At 71.6% G+C, this 19,711-nt stretch carries 15 protein-coding genes; 9 read left to right on the forward strand and 6 right to left on the reverse strand.

Translation table 11 applies throughout. From position 1 onward, the window contains the following. Positions 1 to 323: 323 nt before the first annotated feature. The 4 genes from ACFV0T_RS31050 to ACFV0T_RS31065 all read right to left on the reverse strand — a co-directional run bounded on the left by ACFV0T_RS31050 (position 324) and on the right by ACFV0T_RS31065 (position 5,673). Positions 324 to 1,415 carry a CU044_5270 family protein gene (locus ACFV0T_RS31050; RefSeq protein WP_385786294.1) on the reverse strand — a complete coding sequence of 364 codons (1,092 nt, stop codon included), beginning with the start codon at positions 1,413 to 1,415 and terminating at the stop codon, positions 324 to 326. Further along, on the reverse strand, positions 1,412 to 2,101 hold the full coding sequence (locus ACFV0T_RS31055) for an RNA polymerase sigma factor (protein WP_385786296.1): 690 nt from the start codon (positions 2,099 to 2,101) through the stop codon (positions 1,412 to 1,414). Before ACFV0T_RS31055 ends, ACFV0T_RS31050 begins: the two co-directional genes overlap by 4 nt. A 275-nt stretch (positions 2,102 to 2,376) precedes the next feature. Then, complete coding sequence (locus ACFV0T_RS31060; protein WP_385786299.1) at positions 2,377 to 4,767, reverse strand: ATP-binding cassette domain-containing protein; 2,391 nt, start codon at positions 4,765 to 4,767, stop codon at positions 2,377 to 2,379. A 375-nt stretch (positions 4,768 to 5,142) separates the two neighbouring features. Continuing rightward, positions 5,143 to 5,673: a BlaI/MecI/CopY family transcriptional regulator gene (locus tag ACFV0T_RS31065; RefSeq protein WP_385786302.1), complete on the reverse strand. Its 531-nt coding sequence runs from the start codon at positions 5,671 to 5,673 to the stop codon at positions 5,143 to 5,145. Between the two features lie 377 nt (positions 5,674 to 6,050). On the opposite strand from ACFV0T_RS31065, the gene pstC reads away from it, so the two are divergent. From pstC to ACFV0T_RS31100, 7 genes are all read left to right on the forward strand, one after another. After that, positions 6,051 to 7,058, forward strand: a complete 1,008-nt coding sequence (pstC, locus tag ACFV0T_RS31070; RefSeq protein WP_385786305.1) for a phosphate ABC transporter permease subunit PstC — start codon at positions 6,051 to 6,053, stop codon at positions 7,056 to 7,058. Positions 7,059 to 7,068: 10 nt separating this feature from the next. Then, on the forward strand, positions 7,069 to 8,358 hold the full coding sequence (pstA, locus tag ACFV0T_RS31075; protein ID WP_385786308.1) for a phosphate ABC transporter permease PstA: 1,290 nt from the start codon (positions 7,069 to 7,071) through the stop codon (positions 8,356 to 8,358). A gap of 73 nt (positions 8,359 to 8,431) precedes the next feature. After that, positions 8,432 to 10,162 (forward strand): phosphate ABC transporter substrate-binding protein PstS, encoded by a 1,731-nt coding sequence (gene pstS / locus ACFV0T_RS31080; RefSeq protein ID WP_385786311.1) that lies wholly within the window; start codon positions 8,432 to 8,434, stop codon positions 10,160 to 10,162. Then, positions 10,159 to 12,759, forward strand: coding sequence for a hypothetical protein (locus tag ACFV0T_RS31085; RefSeq protein WP_385786314.1), 2,601 nt, complete (start codon positions 10,159 to 10,161; stop codon positions 12,757 to 12,759). The genes pstS and ACFV0T_RS31085 overlap by 4 nt, the downstream gene beginning before the upstream one ends. Positions 12,760 to 12,917: 158 nt before the next feature. Continuing rightward, positions 12,918 to 14,912: an Ig-like domain repeat protein gene (locus tag ACFV0T_RS31090; RefSeq protein WP_385786317.1), complete on the forward strand. Its 1,995-nt coding sequence runs from the start codon at positions 12,918 to 12,920 to the stop codon at positions 14,910 to 14,912. A gap of 145 nt (positions 14,913 to 15,057) precedes the next feature. Then, positions 15,058 to 15,966 carry a sortase gene (locus ACFV0T_RS31095; RefSeq protein WP_385786320.1) on the forward strand — a complete coding sequence of 303 codons (909 nt, stop codon included), beginning with the start codon at positions 15,058 to 15,060 and terminating at the stop codon, positions 15,964 to 15,966. A 155-nt stretch (positions 15,967 to 16,121) separates the two neighbouring features. Further along, complete coding sequence (locus ACFV0T_RS31100; protein ID WP_385786381.1) at positions 16,122 to 16,886, forward strand: phosphate ABC transporter ATP-binding protein; 765 nt, start codon at positions 16,122 to 16,124, stop codon at positions 16,884 to 16,886. 31 nt (positions 16,887 to 16,917) lie between these two features. On the opposite strand, the gene ACFV0T_RS31105 is transcribed toward ACFV0T_RS31100, so the two are convergent. Continuing rightward, positions 16,918 to 17,049 (reverse strand): hypothetical protein, encoded by a 132-nt coding sequence (locus tag ACFV0T_RS31105; RefSeq protein WP_385786322.1) that lies wholly within the window; start codon positions 17,047 to 17,049, stop codon positions 16,918 to 16,920. A gap of 135 nt (positions 17,050 to 17,184) precedes the next feature. On the opposite strand from ACFV0T_RS31105, the gene ACFV0T_RS31110 reads away from it, so the two are divergent. Continuing rightward, positions 17,185 to 18,192 (forward strand): NAD-dependent epimerase/dehydratase family protein, encoded by a 1,008-nt coding sequence (locus tag ACFV0T_RS31110; RefSeq protein WP_385786324.1) that lies wholly within the window; start codon positions 17,185 to 17,187, stop codon positions 18,190 to 18,192. A 119-nt stretch (positions 18,193 to 18,311) separates the two neighbouring features. Here the strand turns inward: ACFV0T_RS31110 and ACFV0T_RS31115 are convergent, their stop codons facing one another. After that, a complete protein-coding gene (locus ACFV0T_RS31115; protein WP_385786327.1) occupies positions 18,312 to 18,659 on the reverse strand; it encodes a hypothetical protein in 348 nt (115 codons plus the stop codon). A gap of 521 nt (positions 18,660 to 19,180) precedes the next feature. Between ACFV0T_RS31115 and ACFV0T_RS31120 the strand changes: the two genes are divergently transcribed. After that, a complete protein-coding gene (locus ACFV0T_RS31120; protein ID WP_385786330.1) occupies positions 19,181 to 19,606 on the forward strand; it encodes a DUF5994 family protein in 426 nt (141 codons plus the stop codon). The last annotated feature ends 105 nt before the right edge of the window (positions 19,607 to 19,711 follow it).

Genomic DNA, 19,711 nt, shown 5'->3' on the forward strand with positions numbered 1-19,711 from the left:
AGGTTGTAGGCGAGGGGACACGTGGCGCGTGGTTCTTACCATGTTCTTGATCAACTCAGTGGGGACCGCGCGCGTGTCCAACCGGGGTCGCCTGTCCGGTCGTTGATCTCTCGGTGGGGTTTCACCCAGCGCCCAACTCGATGCCCACTCCGCCTGCGTCGGCGTGGAACGGAAGGGGGCGAAAAGGGACGGAAAGGCTCGGGGCTCCATGGAACGTCACGGAACGGTACGGGAGTGCGTGTCTCGGATGTTTCACGTGAAACCCCCGGGTCCCCTGGACCCGGGGGTTCGGCGTCGTCCCTGCCGGGGGAGACGCGGACGCGTCAGCCGGCCTGCGACGGGGTCTGCTTCATTCCGTCGACGATGGCCCGGTTCAGGATGGCGCTGGTGTAGGTCACCGTGCCGGGCTTGATCAGGGCGTCCTCACCGCTGTTCTCCCGTATCTGGACGCTGCGCGTGCCGAGATAGACATGGGTCTTCCGGTCGAAGATCCATTCCTCGCGCTCGCCGCTGGTCTCGTCGAGCCGGGCCACCGCGACGCCGTGCCGACCCGCCGCGTCCACCGCGTCCTGGACGACGACCACGCCGGGGATCTTCTCGGCGGCCTTGAACAGCGCCGCGTAGAGCTCGGCGGGCGGGTAGCTCTCCCCGAGCAGGTCCCCGATGGTGGTGAACGCCTCCTGGTCGGCGGAGTTGCCGTGCCCCTTCGTCTCCTTGTAGATCTTGGCGAGCAGTTCGTCGGGGTCGGTGGTGAGCTTGGTCAGGTAGTCGTACGACGGATTGTTCAGGAACGCCTCAGGCGTGTTGCCCTGCTCGTCGGGCAGGCTCAGGGTCTCGCCCTCGGCGCTGTCGTTGACCGCCGGGTCGATCAGCCAGCCCTTGGTGCCGTCCGGCGACTTCCACACCTGGCGGCGGTGCACGACATGGCTGGCCACGGTGCTCTTGTCGCCGTCGGTCTTCACGAAGGTGTCGGCGGACTTCGACTCGATGTAGATGTACTGGCCGGGCTTGACGGCCGGGTGGGACGTGTCGGCGGCCGCCAGCGAGATCTGGTCGAGCAGCTGGGGGACGCCGGCGGTGGTCGCGGTGCCGATCTGCGTGGTCAGTGCCGGGCCGGTGGCGAGGCCGCCGTCCTCGCCACCGCCGGACGTCACGATCCCGGCGACGACCGCTGTCGCCAGGACGGCGGCCATCGCGGGCAGCGCGATCGCCGGGCGCGGCAGCCGCAGTCGCCGTGCCTGCGTGGGGGCCGCCTTCGCCGTGCGCTCCGCCTGCCGTGTGTCGTGGATCTGGGCCATCAGACGCTCCTTGTGGAACTGGTGACGGCCCGTCGGCAGGTCGCGTGCCGTCCGGGACAGGAGCTCTGCGCTCTCATCCCACTCGGCCGGGTTCTGCCGGGACGTGTTCGCGTTCATCGGTTTCCTTCCTGCGCGGGCCGGATCGCGTTGGTGTGATCGCCTCTTATCTGTCGGGCGACGAAGCCGCCTTCCCGAATCCCGCGCACTTTTCGCGGCGGCCTTCCGGGAGCCGGGCGGACCGTCGCGGCGGCCGGGCGCGCCGCCTCGGCCTCGGCCAGCGCACGCAGCTTCTTGCGGGCCCGGGAGAGCCTGGAGGCGACCGTGCCGACGGGGATCCCGAGGGCTTTTGCCGCGGCCTCGTAGTCCAGGCCCTCGCCCAGGCAGAGCGTGATGACCTCGCGTTCCGGCCGGCGCAGCGCGGCGAGCGCGGTGAGCGCCGTCGCGAGCCGCCGCCGGTCGTCGACCCGGTCGGCGACCTCGTCGGCATGGTCGGCCACCGAGAGTTCGGCCGCCGCGGCGGCGTTGGCCGCCGCCCGGTAGCGCCGGTTGCTCCGGTACTGGTTGCGCGCCGTGTTGGTGGCGATGCCCAGCAGCCAGGGCCGCAGGGAGCCGCCCTCGGGGTCGACCCTGTCACGGAGCCGCCATGCCTCCATGAAGGTCGCCGCCATCACGTCCTCGGCCGTCGACCAGTCGGCGGTCAGCCGAAAGGCATGGTTGTAGACCGCGCGGGCGTAGCTGTCGAAGAGCTCCGCGAACGCGCTCGATTCCCCGGCCCGTACCCGGGTACGCAGATGAGTGCTCACCTCAATGAGCTGTCCGGCACCCCACGCCGACTTCCCGTGACCTGCGCCACACCTGCCCTGCTCGTCACACTCGCCATGCTCGTGCTTCCTGTGTCCTGTTCGTCCGGGGGGCCGAGTCAGGCCGAGCCGAGCCGAACCAAGCTGTTCCACGCTGAACCCGGCGCCGAGCCGAACCCCGCGCCGAGCCCGGGCCCGGTGCCGGCTGCCGCCGTTCCTCCGTCGTGCCGCCGGCATCCCCGGGTCACCGTCCCCGGGGATGCCGCGAGCCGGCCCGGTCAGGCGCGGACGTAGGCCGCGAGGTGTTCGCCGGTGAGGGTGGAGCGAGCGGCGACGAGATCGGCCGGTGTGCCCTCGAAGACGATCCGGCCGCCGTCGTGGCCCGCGCCGGGACCGAGGTCGATGATCCAGTCGGCGTGCGCCATGACCGCCTGGTGGTGCTCGACGACGATGACCGACTTGCCGGCGTCCACGAGGCGGTCGAGCAGGCCGAGCAACTGCTCGACATCGGCGAGGTGCAGGCCGGTGGTCGGCTCGTCGAGGACGTAGACGCCGCCCTTGTCGCCCATGCGGGTGGCCAGCTTGAGCCGTTGCCGTTCGCCGCCGGACAGCGTGGTGAGCGGCTGTCCGAGGGTGAGGTAGCCGAGCCCGACGTCGGCGAGCCGGTCGAGGATGGCGTGGGCGGCCGGTGTGCGTGCCTCGCCGCTGCCGAAGAACTCCTCGGCCTCGGTCACCGACATGGCGAGGACCTCGCTGATGTCACGGCCACCGAGGTGGTAGTCCAGCACCGCCGCCTGGAACCGCTTGCCCTCGCACTCCTCGCAGGTGGTGGCGACGCCCGCCATCATCGCCAGGTCGGTGTAGACGACGCCGGCGCCGTTGCAGGTGGGGCAGGCGCCCTCGGAGTTGGCGCTGAACAGCGCGGGCTTCACGCCGTTGACCTTGGCGAAGGCCTTGCGGATCGGTTCGAGCAGTCCGGTGTACGTCGCCGGGTTGCTCCGCCGCGAGCCGCGGATCGGGGTCTGGTCGACCGAGATCACCTGCGCGTCGGCCGGGATCGACCCGTGCACGAGCGAGCTCTTGCCGGAGCCGGCGACGCCGGTGACGACGGCGAGCACGCCGAGCGGGATGTCGACGTCGACGTCCTGGAGGTTGTGCGCCGTCGCGCCGCGGATCTCCAGCGTGCCGGTGGGCTTGCGCACCGTCTCCTTGAGCGCGGCACGGTCGTCGAAGTGCCGGCCGGTGACGGTGCCGCCCGCCCGCAGGCCCTCGACGGTGCCCTCGAAGCACACGGTGCCGCCCGCCGCACCGGCACCGGGGCCGAGGTCGACGACATGGTCGGCGATCGCGATCGTCTCCGGCTTGTGCTCCACGACCAGCACCGTGTTGCCCTTGTCCCGCAGCCGCAGCAGCAGGTCGTTCATGCGCTGGATGTCGTGCGGGTGCAGGCCGATGGTGGGCTCGTCGAAGACGTACGTGACGTCGGTGAGCGAGGAGCCGAGGTGGCGGATCATCTTGACGCGCTGTGCCTCACCGCCGGACAGCGTGCCCGCGGGCCGGTCCAGCGAGAGATAGCCGAGGCCGATCTCCACGAACGACTCCAGGGTCTGCTGGAGAGACGCGAGCAGCGGCGCCACCGACGACTCGTCGAGGCCGCGCACCCAGGCGGCCAGGTCGCTGATCTGCATCGCGCAGGCGTCCGCGATGCTGATCCCCGCGATCTTCGACGAGCGGGCCGCGTCGGTGAGCCGGGTGCCCTCGCAGTCGGGGCAGACGGTGAAGGTGACCGCGCGCTCCACGAACGCCCGGATGTGCGGCTGCATCGCCTCCTTGTCCTTGGCGAGCATCGACTTCTGGACCCGCGGGATCAGCCCCTCGTAGGTCATGTTGATGCCCGCGATCTTCATCCGGGTCGGTTCGAGGTACAGGAAGGCGTGCAGTTCCTTCTTGGTGTACTTGCGGATCGGCTTGTCCGGGTCGACGAGGCCCGACTCGGTGTAGAGCCGGTAGTTCCAGCCGCCGGACTTGTAGCCCGGGATGCTGAGCGCGTCCTCGTTGAGCGACTTGGAGTCGTCGTAGAGCTGGGTGAGGTCGATGTCGGTGACCGAGCCCCGGCCCTCGCAGCGCGGGCACATCCCGCCGGTGATGCTGAAGGAGCGCCGCTCCTTCACCTTCTGCCCGCCGCGTTCCACGGTGACCGCGCCCGCTCCGCTGATCGAGGCGACGTTGAAGGAGAACGCCTTGGGCGAGCCGATGTGCGGCTGTCCGAGCCGGCTGAAGAGGATGCGCAGCATCGCGTTGGCGTCGGTGACGGTGCCGACCGTGGAGCGGGGGTCGGCGCCGATCCGCTGCTGGTCGACGATGATCGCGGTCGTCAGGCCGTCGAGCACGTCGACCTCGGGCCGCGCCAGCGTCGGCATGAAGCCCTGCACGAAGGCGCTGTACGTCTCGTTGATCAGCCGCTGCGACTCCGCGGCGATCGTGTCGAACACCAGCGAGCTCTTGCCCGACCCGGAGACACCGGTGAACACCGTCAGCCGGCGCTTCGGGATCTCGACACTGACGTCCTTGAGGTTGTTCTCGCGCGCGCCGTGCACACGGATCAGATCGTGGCTGTCGGCACCGTGCAGCTCAGGCGACCGCGTGTCCGGCCTCCGGGCCTTGCTCATCGTGTCTCCATCTGTGAGAGCGGGGCCGCCTTCGCGGTCTCCCTCCGGCGGAACGGTACGTCCGGTCGTCCTCCGTCGGCGCGATCGCTCGTCGCGGCGACGGTCCACTGTCTACCTGGTCGGCCCTCGCCGAGGGGCCGGCCACGGCAGCCAGGCTAGGCGTGCTCCGGTGACCGGCGCTTCTCCGATACTGCTCGATCGCCTTCCGGTTTCGTCGGCGGGCTGGTCGCGGCCGAGGTCGTCGACGAGATCGGTGACTTCTTCGAGGGGGACGAGGAGAGCGAGGGGGACGAGGAGAGCGACGAGAGCGAGGGGGACGAGGAGAGCGAGCGGGACGAGGAGAGCGAGCGGGAGGAGGACGAACACACTCGCGGCTCAGCCCGCCCGGCCCGGACCCGGCCCGCGCCGGTCGTCCCGGCGGCCCCCGTGGTCGTGGTCGTGGTCGCCCCGGTCGTCTCGATGACCCCGGTCGCCGCGCTCGTCCTCGGCCGTCTCCTGGAGCAGCCTGCGCAGCAGTTCCTCGTCCCCGGGCGGGAGGCCGGAGACGAAGCTCGCCAGTACCGCCCCGCGGTCGGCCTCGCTGTCCAGGACGCGGCGCATGCGATGGGCGGCGAGTCCGGCCTCGTCCGCGGCCGCCGTCCAGGCGAACGACCGGCCCGCCCGCTGCCGGGTGACCGCGCCCTTGGCCTGAAGCCGGGTCAGGATCGTCACGACAGTGGTGTAGGCGAGGGTGCCGCCGAGTCGTTCGCGCACCCAGCCCGCCGGCACGGGTTCCGGCGCCGTCTGCAGCGCGGACAGCACCTGGGCCTCCAACTCGCCCTGTCCGCGCCTGCGTCCGGGTACGGCCGGCTGCTTCCTGTCGCCCCGGTCGCCGTTGCCGCCTTTGTCGACCTCGTCCCGCTCCATCACGCTGCCTCCCTGCCCCCGCGCGCCGTACGCCTCCCGCCCGTCGTGCGTCTCGACGACCGTCCATCGTAGTGAGCGAGGACCCGCACCCCCACCGGGGAGAGCGCGGGCGCGGACGGGAACGTCATGCGTCTCCACAACCCCACCACTCAATTGACTTGAATCATTCACGTCGCATCCACAATCGACGCTTCGGAACGACAGGATCCGGCCATTGACTCTCCCCTCGTGGCTGCCGCTCGGCGCCACATGGGGAGAGCCGTGTTCCGGGTGAGGGGCGTACGTACGTGGAGTCCGGTCAGAAAGAGTCCGACAGACCCGAACCGGACAGACCCGGGGTGTCCGACTGGCCCGAATCCGACCGGCCCGAATCCGAAATGCCCGAGGTGACGGGGCCGGAGGCCGCGGACGACGTTCCCCGGCGGCCCGCTGCCGGGCGAGGGTTCGGTGACCGGGTCTTCCAGGTCCAGTTGACGGCTGCCGGCGTCGCGGTGCTCGCCCTGATGGCGGGCGTCGGCCTGTTCCTGCTGCTGAAGGCCGGTCAGGCGCTGCGCGTGATGGGGCCGTCCTTTCTCACCACCGAGGAATGGCAGCCGGACGTCCACCAGTTCGGCATCGCGGCCATCATCACCGGCACGCTCCTGATCGCTCTCGTGGCCGTGGCCCTGTCGGTGCCGCTGGCCATCGGCACCGCGCTGTTCATCTCGGACGTGGCACCACGCAGGCTGCGCTACACCCTCATCACCCTGGTCGACCTGATGGCCGCCGTACCCTCGGTGGTCTACGGGCTCTGGGGGCTGTTCTTCCTCCAGCAGCACGTGATCGGACTGTCCCGGTGGCTCTCCGACTGGCTCGGCTGGATTCCTCTGTTCACTGTGGACGGCACCCATCCCGGCGACCCGCTCGCCACCGAGAGCGTCTACACCGCCTCCACCTTCATCGCCGGGATCGTCGTCGCGCTGATGGTCACGCCGATCCAGTGCTCGGTGATGCGCGAGGTGTTCGCGCAGGCCCCGGCGGGCGAGCGGGAAGGGGCGTACGCGCTCGGCGCCACCCGCTGGGGGATGATCCGCGCGGTCGTCCTCCCGTACGGCAAGGGCGGCATCATCGGCGGCACGATGCTGGGCCTCGGCCGGGCACTCGGCGAGACGATCGCCGTCTATCTGATCATCTCGCCGGTCTTCGTCATCCAGCCGCACATCCTCCAGACCGGTTCCAACTCGGTCTCCTCGCTGATCGCCCTGCACTACGGCGACGCGTCCCCCTTCGGCATGTCGGCGCTGATGGCGGCGGGCCTGACCCTGTTCCTGCTGACACTGGCGGTCAACTTCACCGCCTCCTCCATCGCGGCCCGCTCCCGCTCCGGCGCCCAGAGCGACGTCTGAGAGGCCTGACATGACCATCGTGGAAGAGTCCCAGCTCACGCCTGCCGCAGCGGTCCCGCTCGGTGCCGGCCTGACCCCCGGAGTCGTCGAACTCCCCGACCTGCCCCGGCGTGTCGGGGGTCCCACCCGTTCCGGGATTCTGTCGCTGTGCGGCGCCGCCCTCTCGGGACTGTGCGTGACCGTGCTGCTGTTCGGTGAACTCGCGCCGCTGTCCGGCGCGTTGGGCTTCACCATCGTCGCGTATCTGTCGTCCCTCCTCGTCTACGCCGTGCTCGTCGGGCTGGAGGAGAACCGTCAGGCCGTATGGGACCGCGTGATGACCGTCGTGCTGTGGACGGCGGCGCTGCTGCTGTTCTCGGGGCTCGTCCTCGTCGTCGGGTTCACCGCCTGGCGCGGGCGCGAGGCCCTGCCGCACGCCAACTTCTTCACCCAGGACATGCAGGCGACCGGCCCGCTCGACCCGCTCACCAGCGGCGGCATCACCCACGCGATGCTCGGCTCGCTGATCATGATCACGATCGCTCTCGCGATCACCGTCCCGCTCGGCCTCGCCAGCGCCGTCTACCTCAACCAGATTCCGGGCCGCTTCTCCCGGTTCGTCCGCACCATCGTCGAGGCGATGACCGCGCTGCCGTCGATCGTGGCCGGTCTGACGGTGTTCGCGGTCTTCATCCTCAGCCTCGGCATGCAGAAGTCGGGTCTGGCGGCGAGCCTCGCGATCAGCGTGATGATGCTGCCGATCGTGATCCGTGCGGCGGACGTGGTTCTGCGGCTGGTGCCAGGCACGCTGACCGAGGCCGCGGCGGCGCTGGGCGCGCCACGCTGGCGGACGGTGTGGCACGTGGTGCTGCCGACGGCCCGTTCCGGCCTCGCCACCGCGGTCATCCTCGGTACCGCCCGGGGCATCGGCGAGACCTCGCCCGTCCTGCTCACCGCGGGGTTCACCGCCGCGCTGAACGCCGACCCGACGATCGGGCCGATGATCTCGCTGCCCCTCGCGGTCTTCAACTTCGTCAAGTCGCCCGAGCCGGCGATGATCGCCCGCGGGTTCGCCGCGGCCACGGTGCTGATGGCGCAGGTGCTGGTGCTGTTCGTGATCGCCCGGGTCATCGGCGGACGCGGGCCCGGCCACCAGAGCCGGCGCCAGGCGCGCCGGGCCGCCCGAGGCTCGCGCCTCGACGCCGCCCGATTCGCCGGACTGCGCGACGACGACCCCTCCCACCACGGGAACTCCACCGACGTGCAGGACTCCCGGCCCCCGGGGGCTTTGCCCGTCTCGCCGTCGGCGACCACGACATGAGCCACACCACCCCCGCCCTCACCCGACCCGCCCCCGGACACACCCCCGTAGAGGACACCGGAGAGACCGACTGATGCTCAGCCACCTCATCCCCCGTCTGCGCCGCCTGCGCGCGACGGCGACCCTCGGCGCGGTGTTCGGCGTGCTCGCCGCGCTGCTGGCCGGCCCGCTGGCCGCGCCCGCCGCGGCCGACAGCTACACGCCGATCTCCGGAGCAGGCTCCACCTGGGCGGAGAACGCCGTCGCCGAGTGGCGCCGGGCCGTCAACCAGTACGGCATGCGGATCTCGTACGCCGGAAACGGATCGTCCGACGGCCGCCGGCAGTTCCTCAGCGGCACCGTCGACTTCGCGGTCTCCGACATCCCGTTCCAGACCCACCCGACGGACGGCTCGGCGGCCGAACGGCCGGGCGCGGGGTCGTACGCGTACATGCCGATCGTGGCCGGTGGCACCGTCTTCATGTACCACCTGACGGTCAACGGCAAGCGGGTGAACAACCTGCGGCTCTCCGGCGACGTCGTCACCAAGATCTTCACCGGCGCCGTCAAGAGCTGGGACGACCCGGTGATCAAGGCCGACAACCCGGGTGTACAGCTGCCGCACCGCACCATCGTCCCGGTGGTGCGCTCGGACGGCTCCGGCTCCACGGCCCAGTTCACGATGTGGATGGCCGACCAGCACAAGTCGCTGTGGCAGGCCTACTGCCGCAAGGTCGGCCGCGCCAAGGCCTGCGGACAGACGTCGAACTACCCGACCCCGAAAAAAACGAACATGATCGCCCAGTCCGGCGACCTCGGCGTGGCGGGATACGTGTCCCAGAACTACGGTGAGGGCGCGATCGGGTACGTCAACTACTCGTACGCGCTCAACGCGCACTACCCGGTCGCCAAGGTCCTCAACCACGCGGGCTACTACACCGAGCCCACCGCGCGGAACGTCGCGGTGTCGCTGCTCAAGGCGAAGATCAACACCAACAAGAGCTCCGCGGACTACCTCACGCAGCAGCTCAACGGTGTGTACACCGACTCCGACAAGCGCAACTACCCGCTGTCCAGCTACTCGTACATGATCCTGCCGCTGAAGGTGCAGGGCACCTTCACCAAGGCCAAGGGCAAGACGCTCGGCGCGTTCTCCTACTACTTCATGTGCCAGGGCCAGCAGCGGGCGCCCCAGCTCGGCTACTCGCCGCTGCCGATCAACCTGGTGAAGGCGGGCTTCGACCAGATCCGCAGGATCCCGGGTGTGCAGACGAAGAACGTCAACCTCAAGGGCTGCAACAACCCCACCTTCAGCGCCGACGGTCACAACAAGCTCGCCGAGACCGCGCCCTACCCGAAGGCCTGTGACAAGCAGGGCGCCGCGCCCTGCACCTCGGGCAGCGGTGGCGCCAAGTCCAACGGCACCAACGGTGGTTCGGGCGGCACGTCCGGCGGCTCGGCCTCCGGCGGCGCGGCTTCGGGCGGCGCCTCGGGCGGGAGCGACGGCGGTACGACCGGCGCGGGCGGCACGACCGGCGGCGCACAGCCGTCCGTCGACCCCGACACCGGGCAGACCCTCTCGCCCGGCGGCAACGCCTCCGGCGGTTCCGGCGGCGGCGCCTCCGTCGACGACACGATCGCCCTCGCCCAGCCGGTCACGGTGGCCGCCGAGCACGGCTGGACCAGCACGCAGACGCTGATGCTGCTGGCCGCGTTCCTGGTGCTCGGTCTGGTGCTGCTGCCCTCGCTGGTGTCCCGGCTGATCACCGGCACGCGTGGTGCCGACGGCCGTGACGACCGTGTCGCAGACGGGGGTTCGCGATGAAGCGGCTGCGCGGCATCCTCGTCCGGGTGATCGCCGGCGCCGCGGTCGGCGCCCTCGCCGGACTCGCCGTCGCCCAGTCGGCGCCCAGCGCCACCGCCGCGGACGCCCCGGCCTCCGCCGTCACCGTCTCCGGGCGCGGCGAGTTCAAGGACATGAAGTTCACGGTGAGCCAGACCAAGCGGCTCACCAGCCAGGCGATCACGGTGAGCTGGGAGCACGGCACCCCGAGCACCTTCGCGGGCACGCTGTTCAACACCGACTTCGTGCAGATCATGCAGTGCTGGGGCGACGACGACGGCACCGTGCCGTCCAACCCTGGCCCGTCGCGCACCCAGTGCCAGTACGGCGCCTCCCCGACCACCGACCGGGGCAGCTGGCCCGGCAACGAGTACGACGACACCCGCAAGGTCTTCTACAGCGCCGACCCCACCAACTACGGCCAGGACGACCGGTACGGCGCCGCCGGCGTGAACGGCCTCGGCGAGGTCCCCTTCAAGTCCGTCGACGGCACGCTGATCACCAGCGGAACCCAGAACAACGCCTTCTTCAACCGCAACACCACCAACGAGGTCGACTTCGCCCGCACCAGCGCCGACGGCAGCGGCAAGGAGTACTTCGAGGTACAGACCGCCAACGAGGCCCCGCACCTCGGCTGCGGCATGCCGGTCAAGACCGGTGGCGTCACCAAGCCCCGCTCCTGCTGGCTGGTGATCGTCCCGCAGGGCCACCTCGACCTCGACGGCAAGCCGTACGCGGACCACAGCATCGTCAACGCGGGCTCCCCGGTCTCCTCCACCAACTGGAAGAACCGCATCGCGGTCAAGCTCGACTTCAACTCGGTCGGCACCAACTGCGCGCTGGGCTCCGACGAGCGCCCCACCACCGGCAGTGAGCTCGCCGCCGACGCCATGACCAGCTGGCAGGCGGCCCTGTGCCCGTCCGGCAAGGTCTTCGGCTACACCGAGTACGGCGAGCCCGACACCCGCGCCCGGCTCGCCTCGGACGGCTCCACCGGACTGGCCTTCACCACCCGCGCCCTGGGCGCCGACGAGGGCTCGACCGCCCCGCCCGGCACCACCACCTACGCGCCGGTCGCGCTGTCCGGGACCGTCATCGGCTTCACGATCGAACGCAGACCCCGCGCCGGGGCGCCCGAGGACATCCGCAAGCAGGCCGGCACCAAGGTCGAATCGATCGACCTGACCCCGCGCCTGGTCGCCAAGCTGCTCACCGAGTCGTACCGCAACTCCCCCTGGGGCGCGGTGCTCGGCGGGACCCCCGCCAAGAAGTACGGGTGGGCCAAGAACAACCCGGCGGGCCTGGCGAGCGACCCGGACTTCATCGCGCTCAACCCCCAGTTCGCGTATCTGTCGGTCGCCGAGACCCCGGCCACGGACACCGACCTGGTCACCTCGCTCGGTCACACCGACACCGCCCGCGCGCTGTGGCAGTGGGTCCTGTCCGACACGGACGCCCGGCAGTTCCTCGCCGGCGTGTCCGACGACTGGGGCATGCGGGTGAACCCGTACTACGCCACCAACGCGGACCTGAACCCCACCCACACCGCCTTCGACCCGGCGCACACCGACGACTACCCGAAGAACGACCCCTGGTGCACGATCCCGCCGGGCACCGACGCAACCCTCCAGCAGTGCATGATCGACTTCCACCCGTACGTGGACGACCTGCACGCCGGCGCCCTGCACACCCGGCGCGCGGACACCCTGTGGAAGTCGAGCTGGGACGCGCTGGCCAACCCGCCCGCGTTCAAGAGCCCCGGCCCGCAGACGGTCGGTTCCCGGTTCATGATCACCGTGACCGACGCGGCGTCCGCCGCCCGCTACGGGCTGCAGACCGCCCGGCTGCGCAACGCGGCGGGACGCTTCGTCGCCCCCTCCACCGCCTCCCTGACCGCCGCCGCGGCGAGCGCGTCCGGGGCCGGCGCCCCGGAGATCGACCCGGGCAAGGCCACCGCCAAGGGCGCCTACCCGCTGTCCCAGCTCGTCTACGCGGCCGCACGGCCCGGCTCGCTGAAGGCCGACGCCCGCCAGGACTACGCGGCGCTGCTGCGGTACGCGGCCGGCGCCGGCCAGGTCAGCGGCGCCGACCCGGGCCGCCTGCCGGTCGGCTACGCCCCGCTGTCGAAGACGCTGCGGCAGCACGCGGTGAAGGCCGCCGACGCCCTGGCCGACTACACCGCCCCGGCCGGCTCGGGCTCCGGCGGAGCCGAAGGCGACGGCGGGACGTCCGGTTCCGGCGGCGACACGGGTGGCGGGATCACCGACGGCACCACGGACGGCGGCGCCACGACAGTCGGCACGAACGCCACGCCCGTCGGCAAGCCGTCGTACGACGGTGGCCTGGCCGTACGGACCACGGCCGCCGGCGACACCCCCGCCGACCCGGCGAACTCCCTGCGCTACGCCGTCCCGGTGGGTGCCGCGCTCGGCGCCGCCGCCGCCCTGGGCGCGCCCTTCGCGGGCGGCCGCCGGCTGCGGCTGCCGCTGCGGATGCCGTTGCCGGGAGGCCGCACCGTCACCGTCGTACCGGATTTCACGCTGCCGGAGCGGCTGCGCAGGATCCTGCCGCCGCGGTGACACCCCCGGAGCCCGCACGGGCTCCCCACAGACGGCCGCCCGCCCCGAAAGGCAGTCGGGGCGGACGGCTCGTACCACCCTGCCAGATCCTCCCCGAGCTCTCGGCTCCGTCCGAGCAGTGGGGTGGCTCCCGTCGCACAATCATCAGGAGACTCTCCATGCGCAGAACGCGCTCTACGGCGGCCCTGGTCGCCGCAGCAGTGGTGGCCGGCGGCCTGGCTCTCGCGAGCCCGGTGTATGCCGACCCCACCCCCGCCGGCAGCTACCGCACGCTTGTGGGCGTGGGCTCCGACACCACGCAGGACGTGCTCAACGCGCTCGCCGGTGACTTGGTGAACGGCACGAGCTACAGCGACAAGGCCGTGAAGTCCGAGAGCGGCGCGGGCATCGCCTCCTACGACGCGATCGAGCCCGTGACCGGCTCGACCACGTCGTCCATCCAGACCCGCCAGGCCGGCCCGTCCTTCCTGCGCCCGAACGGCTCCGGCAAGGGCCGTCTGGCGCTGAGCCAGGCGCTGACCGGCGACAAGTACCCGGACAGCTCCGGCGTCGCCATCAAGGGTCAGGTCGACTTCGCGCGTTCCTCCAGCGGTCCGAGCACCTCCGGCACCACGCTGACCTACATCCCGTTCGCCCGGGACGCCGTCGGTGTCGCGGTCAAGGGCTCCGCCCTGGACAGCCTGACCGTCGACGACCTGCACGACATCTACGCCGGCACGACCACCGTGTTCGAGGGTCAGACCGTGCACCCGAAGATCCCGCAGGCCGGCTCCGGCACGCGCAAGTTCTTCCTGGGCGCCATCGGCCTCACCGATGCCACGATCTCCCCCGACATCCCGACCGTCCAGGAGAACCAGGCCGACAACGTCATCACCGAGGACGGCGCGCTGGTGCCGTTCTCCGTGGGCAGCTGGATCGCCCAGAACAACGACGTCGCCCCCGACCACAGCAAGCACGCGGCCGCCGCGGGCGGTCACCTGGCCAGCGTCCAGCTGCCCGGTGACACCGGCCCCACCACCCCGGTGACGACGGTCAACGGCAAGCTCGCCCCGGTCAACGGCTACTACGAGAACGCGACCTTCGGCCGCGACGTCTACAACGTCGTCCCGACCCGCGCGATCGACCCGACCAGCGTCTTCTTCGACAAGGACCTCTACGACGTCTTCGTCACCAGCGGCAGCCACACCGCCGCGATGGCGTCCGACACCGCCGAGAAGGTCATCGCCGACTTCGGCTTCGTGAACGAGCTCTACAACGGCTCGATCAACCCGGCCAAGCACGCCAAGCTCGGCGGCCTGGAGGAGTCGGGCATCGACACCTCGGTGCCGGCCAAGCCCGTCCTGAAGACCACCCTCGGCGACGCGAGCGTCAAGCTCAGCTGGACCGCGCCCGCCGCCACCGGCCTGCCGCTCACCGACTACCGGGTCACGCTGACCGGCTCGGACGGCGCCGTCGTGGCCACCAAGGACGTCCCGGCCACCACCACGTCGTACACCTTCGCCGGCCTGGCGAACGGCACCTACACGGCCACCGTCTCCGGCGCCAACCTCAACGGCACGGGCGCGGGCGCCACCTGGACCGGTGCGGTCCGCTACGCCAGCACCACGCACACGAGCGTCGCGACCACCGCCTACGGCAAGGCGCCCAGGGTCTCCGTCACCATCACCGGCACGCACGGGGTCGTCCCGTCCGGCAAGGTCACGGTGAAGGAGGGCGCCACCACCCTCGCCACCGCGACGCTGAACAGCTCCGGCAAGGCGACGATCAACCTGTCGACGCACCTCAAGGTCGCCACGCACGCGCTGACCGTCTCCTACAGCGGCAGCAGCAAGCTCAACGCGTCCTCGGCTTCCCTCTCGCTGAAGGTCACCAAGGCGACGCCGTCGGTCAGCGTCTCCGCGCCCGTCTCGGTCAGCCACACGGCCCGCGGCAAGGTCGGCGTCCGGGTCACCGCGACCGGCACGACCCCCGGCGGCACCGTGCGCATCTACGAGGGCAGCCGGATCATCGCGACCGGCACGCTGAGCGGCGGCAAGGTGACCATCACCCTGCCGAAGCTGAGCCGCGCCCGGCACACCCTGCACGCGTACTACGCGGGCTCCACCACGGTGAACACCCGCAACGGTGCGAACTTCACCATCAAGTCCACCTGATCAGCGCCCTGTTGATCACCGCCTGACCTGCCGGGGAGGCCGCGGACACCGCGGTCCTCCCGGCAGGCACGCACCACCACGCACCACCACGCACCTCAGCGCATCCAGCACATCCAGCACACTTCCAGCGAAGGAGACGGGCCCCGTGACGGTCGCCGTACAGACACCCCTCGCACCGGCCCAGGTCCTGTCGCGCGTGCGGAGCGTCACCGCCGTCCGCCACCTCGCCCGGGGCGGGCTGCTGAGCGTCGCCGCCCTGCTGCTCGGCATCGTCGTGCAGCTGCTGCTGCTCAGCGACGCGCAGCAGCACTCGGCGCAGCAGGCCGCGTTCGACCAGCTGCGCAACCAACTCGCCCTGGGCACCGCCCCCGTGGCCCAGACCGACCAGCAGGGACATCTGCACGCGCCCGGCACTCCCCTCGCGCTGCTCAAGGTCCCCTCCCTCGGCATCCAACAGGTGGTCCTGGAAGGCACCGACTCCACCGTCCTGACCGACGGCCCCGGACACCGCCGGGACACCCCCATGCCCGGGCAGTCCGGCACCAGCGTGCTGCTGGGCCGGGCCGCCGCGTACGGCGGACCGTTCGGGCGGCTGGACGAGCTCACCGAGGGCGACAGGATCACGGTCGTCACCGGACAGGGCAAGGCGACGTACGAGGTTCTCGGCGCCCGGCGGGCCGGTGACCCCGCGCCCGCCCCGGTGGCCGCGGGCGAGGGCCGCCTGGTCCTGATCACCGCCACCGGCCCCCACTACATGCCGGGCGGTCTGCTGCGCATCGACGCCGACCTGGTCTCCGCGCCCTTCCAGACCCCGGCGGCCGTCATCCGCTCCGGCACGCTGCCGGTCGCCGAACAGCCGCTGGCCCGCCCCGCCGGGGTGCCCTGGCCGCTGGTGATGTGGCTCCAGGCGCTGCTGGCCGTCGCGGTCGCCGCCGTGTGGGCGTGGCACCGCTGGGGCCGGCACCAGACCTGGATCGTCTTCGCGCCGGTCGTCGCGGTCCTGGGCCTCCAGGTCGCCACGCGCACCACCGAACTCCTGCCCAACCTCCTGTGAACGACCGTCCTTCGAGCTCCGCCGTGAACTCGCGAACCGAGGTACCCGCCGTGACCGACACGATCAACTCCCCCGCCGACACCGCCGACACCGCCGACACCGCCGTGCTGCCCGCGCTGTCCCCGCTCTCCGGGGAGGCCCTCGCTCCCGCGACGATCGAGGCCCGGGCCGTCTCGGCCTGGTTCGGCAGCCGCAAGGTCCTCGACCGGGTCTCCCTCACCATGCCCGCCGGGGAGGTGACGGCCCTGATCGGCCCGTCCGGCTGCGGCAAGTCGACGTTCCTGCGCACCCTCAACCGGATGCACGAGCTGATCCCGGCGGCGCAGTTCGCGGGCGAGGTCCTCTTCGAGGGCGACGACGTCTACGGGCCCGGGCGACGGCTGACGGACGCCCGGCGGCGCATCGGCATGGTCTTCCAGAAGCCGAACCCGTTCCCCGCCATGTCGATCTACGACAACGTGGTGGCGGGTCTGAAGCTGACGGGTACGCGGGTGCACCGCCGGGAGAAGGACGAGCTGGTGGAGGAGTCCCTGACCCGGGCCGGCCTGTGGAAGGAGGTCCGGGACCGGCTGCGGCAGCCCGGCGGCGCGCTGTCCGGCGGCCAGCAGCAGCGGCTGTGCATCGCCCGCGCCCTCGCCGTGCGTCCCCGGGTGCTGCTGATGGACGAGCCCTGCTCGGCGCTCGACCCCACCTCCACCCGCCGGGTGGAGGAGACGATCCACGAACTCGCCGGCGACGTGACCATCGTGATCGTCACCCACAACATGCAGCAGGCGGCCCGTGTCTCCCGGCGGTGCGCCTTCTTCCTCGCCGAGCACGGCACCCCGGGCGGAATCGTCGAACACGGGCCGACCGAGCGGATCTTCGGCACCCCCGAGGACCCGCGCACCGCGGACTACGTGGCGGGCCGCTTCGGCTGATCCCACGGCCACGGCCGTGCCCGCGGACCTGTCACAGGGAGTGGGACTGCGCGAGTGTCCGCCGGAGTCCTTCCCGCGGGGTGCGGCCCGCCGCCTCGACGTCCTTCCGGGAGCCGACGGCCACCAGCTCGGCGGGCGCCCCGGCCGTCATCGGCGCCCGCATCCTGGACTGGTAGGCCAAGGACCTGTGAGACCCCTGAAGAACCTCCGGTGACTCCGCCGCGGCGGGTCTTACGGACCCGTGACGTGTCCGGCGTGGCGCTGGAGCGGCGCCGGTCCGGGACCTAGCGTGCGAGCCATGCGTGTACTGGTCACCGGCGGTGCCGGGTTCATCGGGTCCCATGTCGTCGAGGCGCTGGCGGAACACGGCCACGAGGCCGTCGTGTTCGACGTGCGTGAGGAGCCGGGCGCTGATGTCCGCGACGCGGCGGCGGTCGCCCGCGCGCTGTCCGGGGTGGACGCCGTGTGCCATCAGGCGGCGCTGGTCGGACTGGGCGACGGTTTCGCCGACGCCGCGGACTACGTCTCCCGCAACGACCTCGGCACCGCCGTGCTGCTCACCGCCATGGCCGGCGCGGGGGTACGGCGGCTCGTGCTGGCCGGATCGATGGTCGTGTACGGGGAGGGGCGCTACCTCTGCGAGACGCACGGGGTGGTGCGGCCGGGACCGCGGGCCGTCGCCGACCTGGAGGCCGGCCGGTTCGAACCCCGGTGCCCGCACTGCGGTGACGCGCTGACGCCGGGACTGGTCGGCGAGGACGCGCCGGTGGACCCGCGCAACGTGTACGCGACCACCAAGCTCGCCCAGGAACACCTGGCAGCCGCGTGGGCCCGCGCGACGAACGGCTCGGCCGTGTCGCTGCGCTACCACAACGTGTACGGGCCCCGGATGCCCCGCGACACCCCGTACGCCGGCGTCGCCTCCTTCTTCCGCTCCGCGCTCGCCCGCGGCGAGGCGCCACGCGTCTACGAGGACGGCGCGCAGCGCCGGGACTTCGTGCACGTGCGGGACGTGGCCGCGGCCAACGTGGCGGCGCTGGCGGCACCGCCCCGGGAGGGCACGCTGACCGTGTACAACACCGGCAGCGGTGAACCGCACACCGTCGGCGCGATGGCGCGGACCCTCGCGATCGCCTACGGCGGCCCCGAGCCGGTCGTCACCGGCGAGTACCGCCTCGGCGACGTACGCCACATCACCGCGGACTCCGCCCGGCTGCGGGCCGAACTGGGCTGGAAGGCCGAGGTCGGATTCCAGGAGGGGATGCGCGAGTTCGCCCGGGCCGGGCTGCGCGGGGCAGCCCAATAGGGGGATCGGCGCGCGGGGTTGCTCACGCGGATGAGCGGATGAGCGGGTGAGCGAGTGAGCGGGTGAGCGGATGCTCGGGGCTGGCGGAGCCGGTCCGGCGAGACCGGATTCGGGCCGGCTCAGAGGCGGAGCATCCGTTGGGTGATCTCCCGGTACTGCCTCAGCGCGAACTGTGGTTCGGTGGGCTGTGTTCCGGGCTCCTGGCTCTGCCAGCCCGCGCGGAGGGCACGCCGCTGTTCGGCGAGGGCGGCCGTGAGCTGGGCGACGGCCTCGTCAAAGGCACCCTCGGCTTCCTCGAGCGACTGGCGCGGGGTGTCGGCGAAAGTGTTGAGGGCCCGCCCCAGGCGCCGGACGATCTTGTCCCGCTCGTCCGGCGGGATCAGCGGTTCCGGGCCGGGGGCGCGACGTGCCGCGCTACCGCGGGGCTGGTCCGAGGGCTGTTGGGCACGTGTCTGGTCGTACATCATCGGGTGCCGCTCTCCTGTGCGTTGTGCCGGATTTCCGAAGCGGCGTGGCTCTGAGCCGTACCGCCAGTCAACGTCCGGCGTCGGCCCGTGTCAACGCGACGCCCGTGCGGGCGGCGACAGTTGTTACACAGGCGGGAGTACGGTGGGCAGGACGAGCGTTTTCCGTATGCCGGAACCCGGACCGGCTCCACACCGTCACTCCGGATCCGAGCGAATCCGCAGCGCGTTCCTTCCGCTGAACGCCACCGTCCCCACAGGGCAGCCCGTGACCCCGGCCGCGCCATCCGCAACCAGGTCGAGGAGTCCCCGTATGCCGCTCGGTTCCCTCCCCTCCACGACGGGCACACCATCGGACCCGGCCCCGCCGCCCGGGGCCACGACGGGACGTCCCCCCGCCCCGGCGTCACGGTCGAACGCCTCGGCCGGCTGGACGACATGCGCCGGCCCACGCCTTCCCGCGCCGCCGCCCGCCGCGCCGGACGTCAATCACTCATCGCGTAAGGCAGTTGGCAGGAGCCTTCATGACGACCGCACTGCGAGTCCCGCTTCCCTCCCTTCCTCTCCTCCGGCTGCGCCTGGCTCCCGACAGCGGCATGCCCCGGCCCATCGACGGAGCGTGGTGGCCCCGCTCCTACGATCTGCTCGCGGAACTACCGCAACTGCTCGCCGGTCTGCCGCGGCTGTGGGGCCGCATCAGCGGCGTCACCGTCAACGACGCCGTATGGTCCGTGACACCCGGCCGGATCCTCGTCTCCAACGAGGTGGTACGACTGCGCAGGGCCCGCGCGGCGTCCGCACCGCACACCATCGTCCTGCTCGCCCCCGGCCGGGGGCGCTGGGATCTGCTGGTCGTGCCTCCGGACACGGCCGAGGACGCCGCGGAACCGCTCATGGCGGCCGCGGCGGCGGTCCCGCGTGCGCCGGCCGCGGCGGAAGGTCCCGAGTGACGGAATCACGGGGGGAGGAGCGACGGAATCACGAGGGGAGGGGGGACCGTCGCGAGTGACGCGATCGCGGCGGACGGTCACGCGTGACGCGGCCCGCCACGCGAC

Source organism: Streptomyces sp. NPDC059582 (assembly GCF_042735715.1).
In the GTDB taxonomy this organism is placed as follows: Bacteria; Actinomycetota; Actinomycetes; order Streptomycetales; family Streptomycetaceae; genus Streptomyces.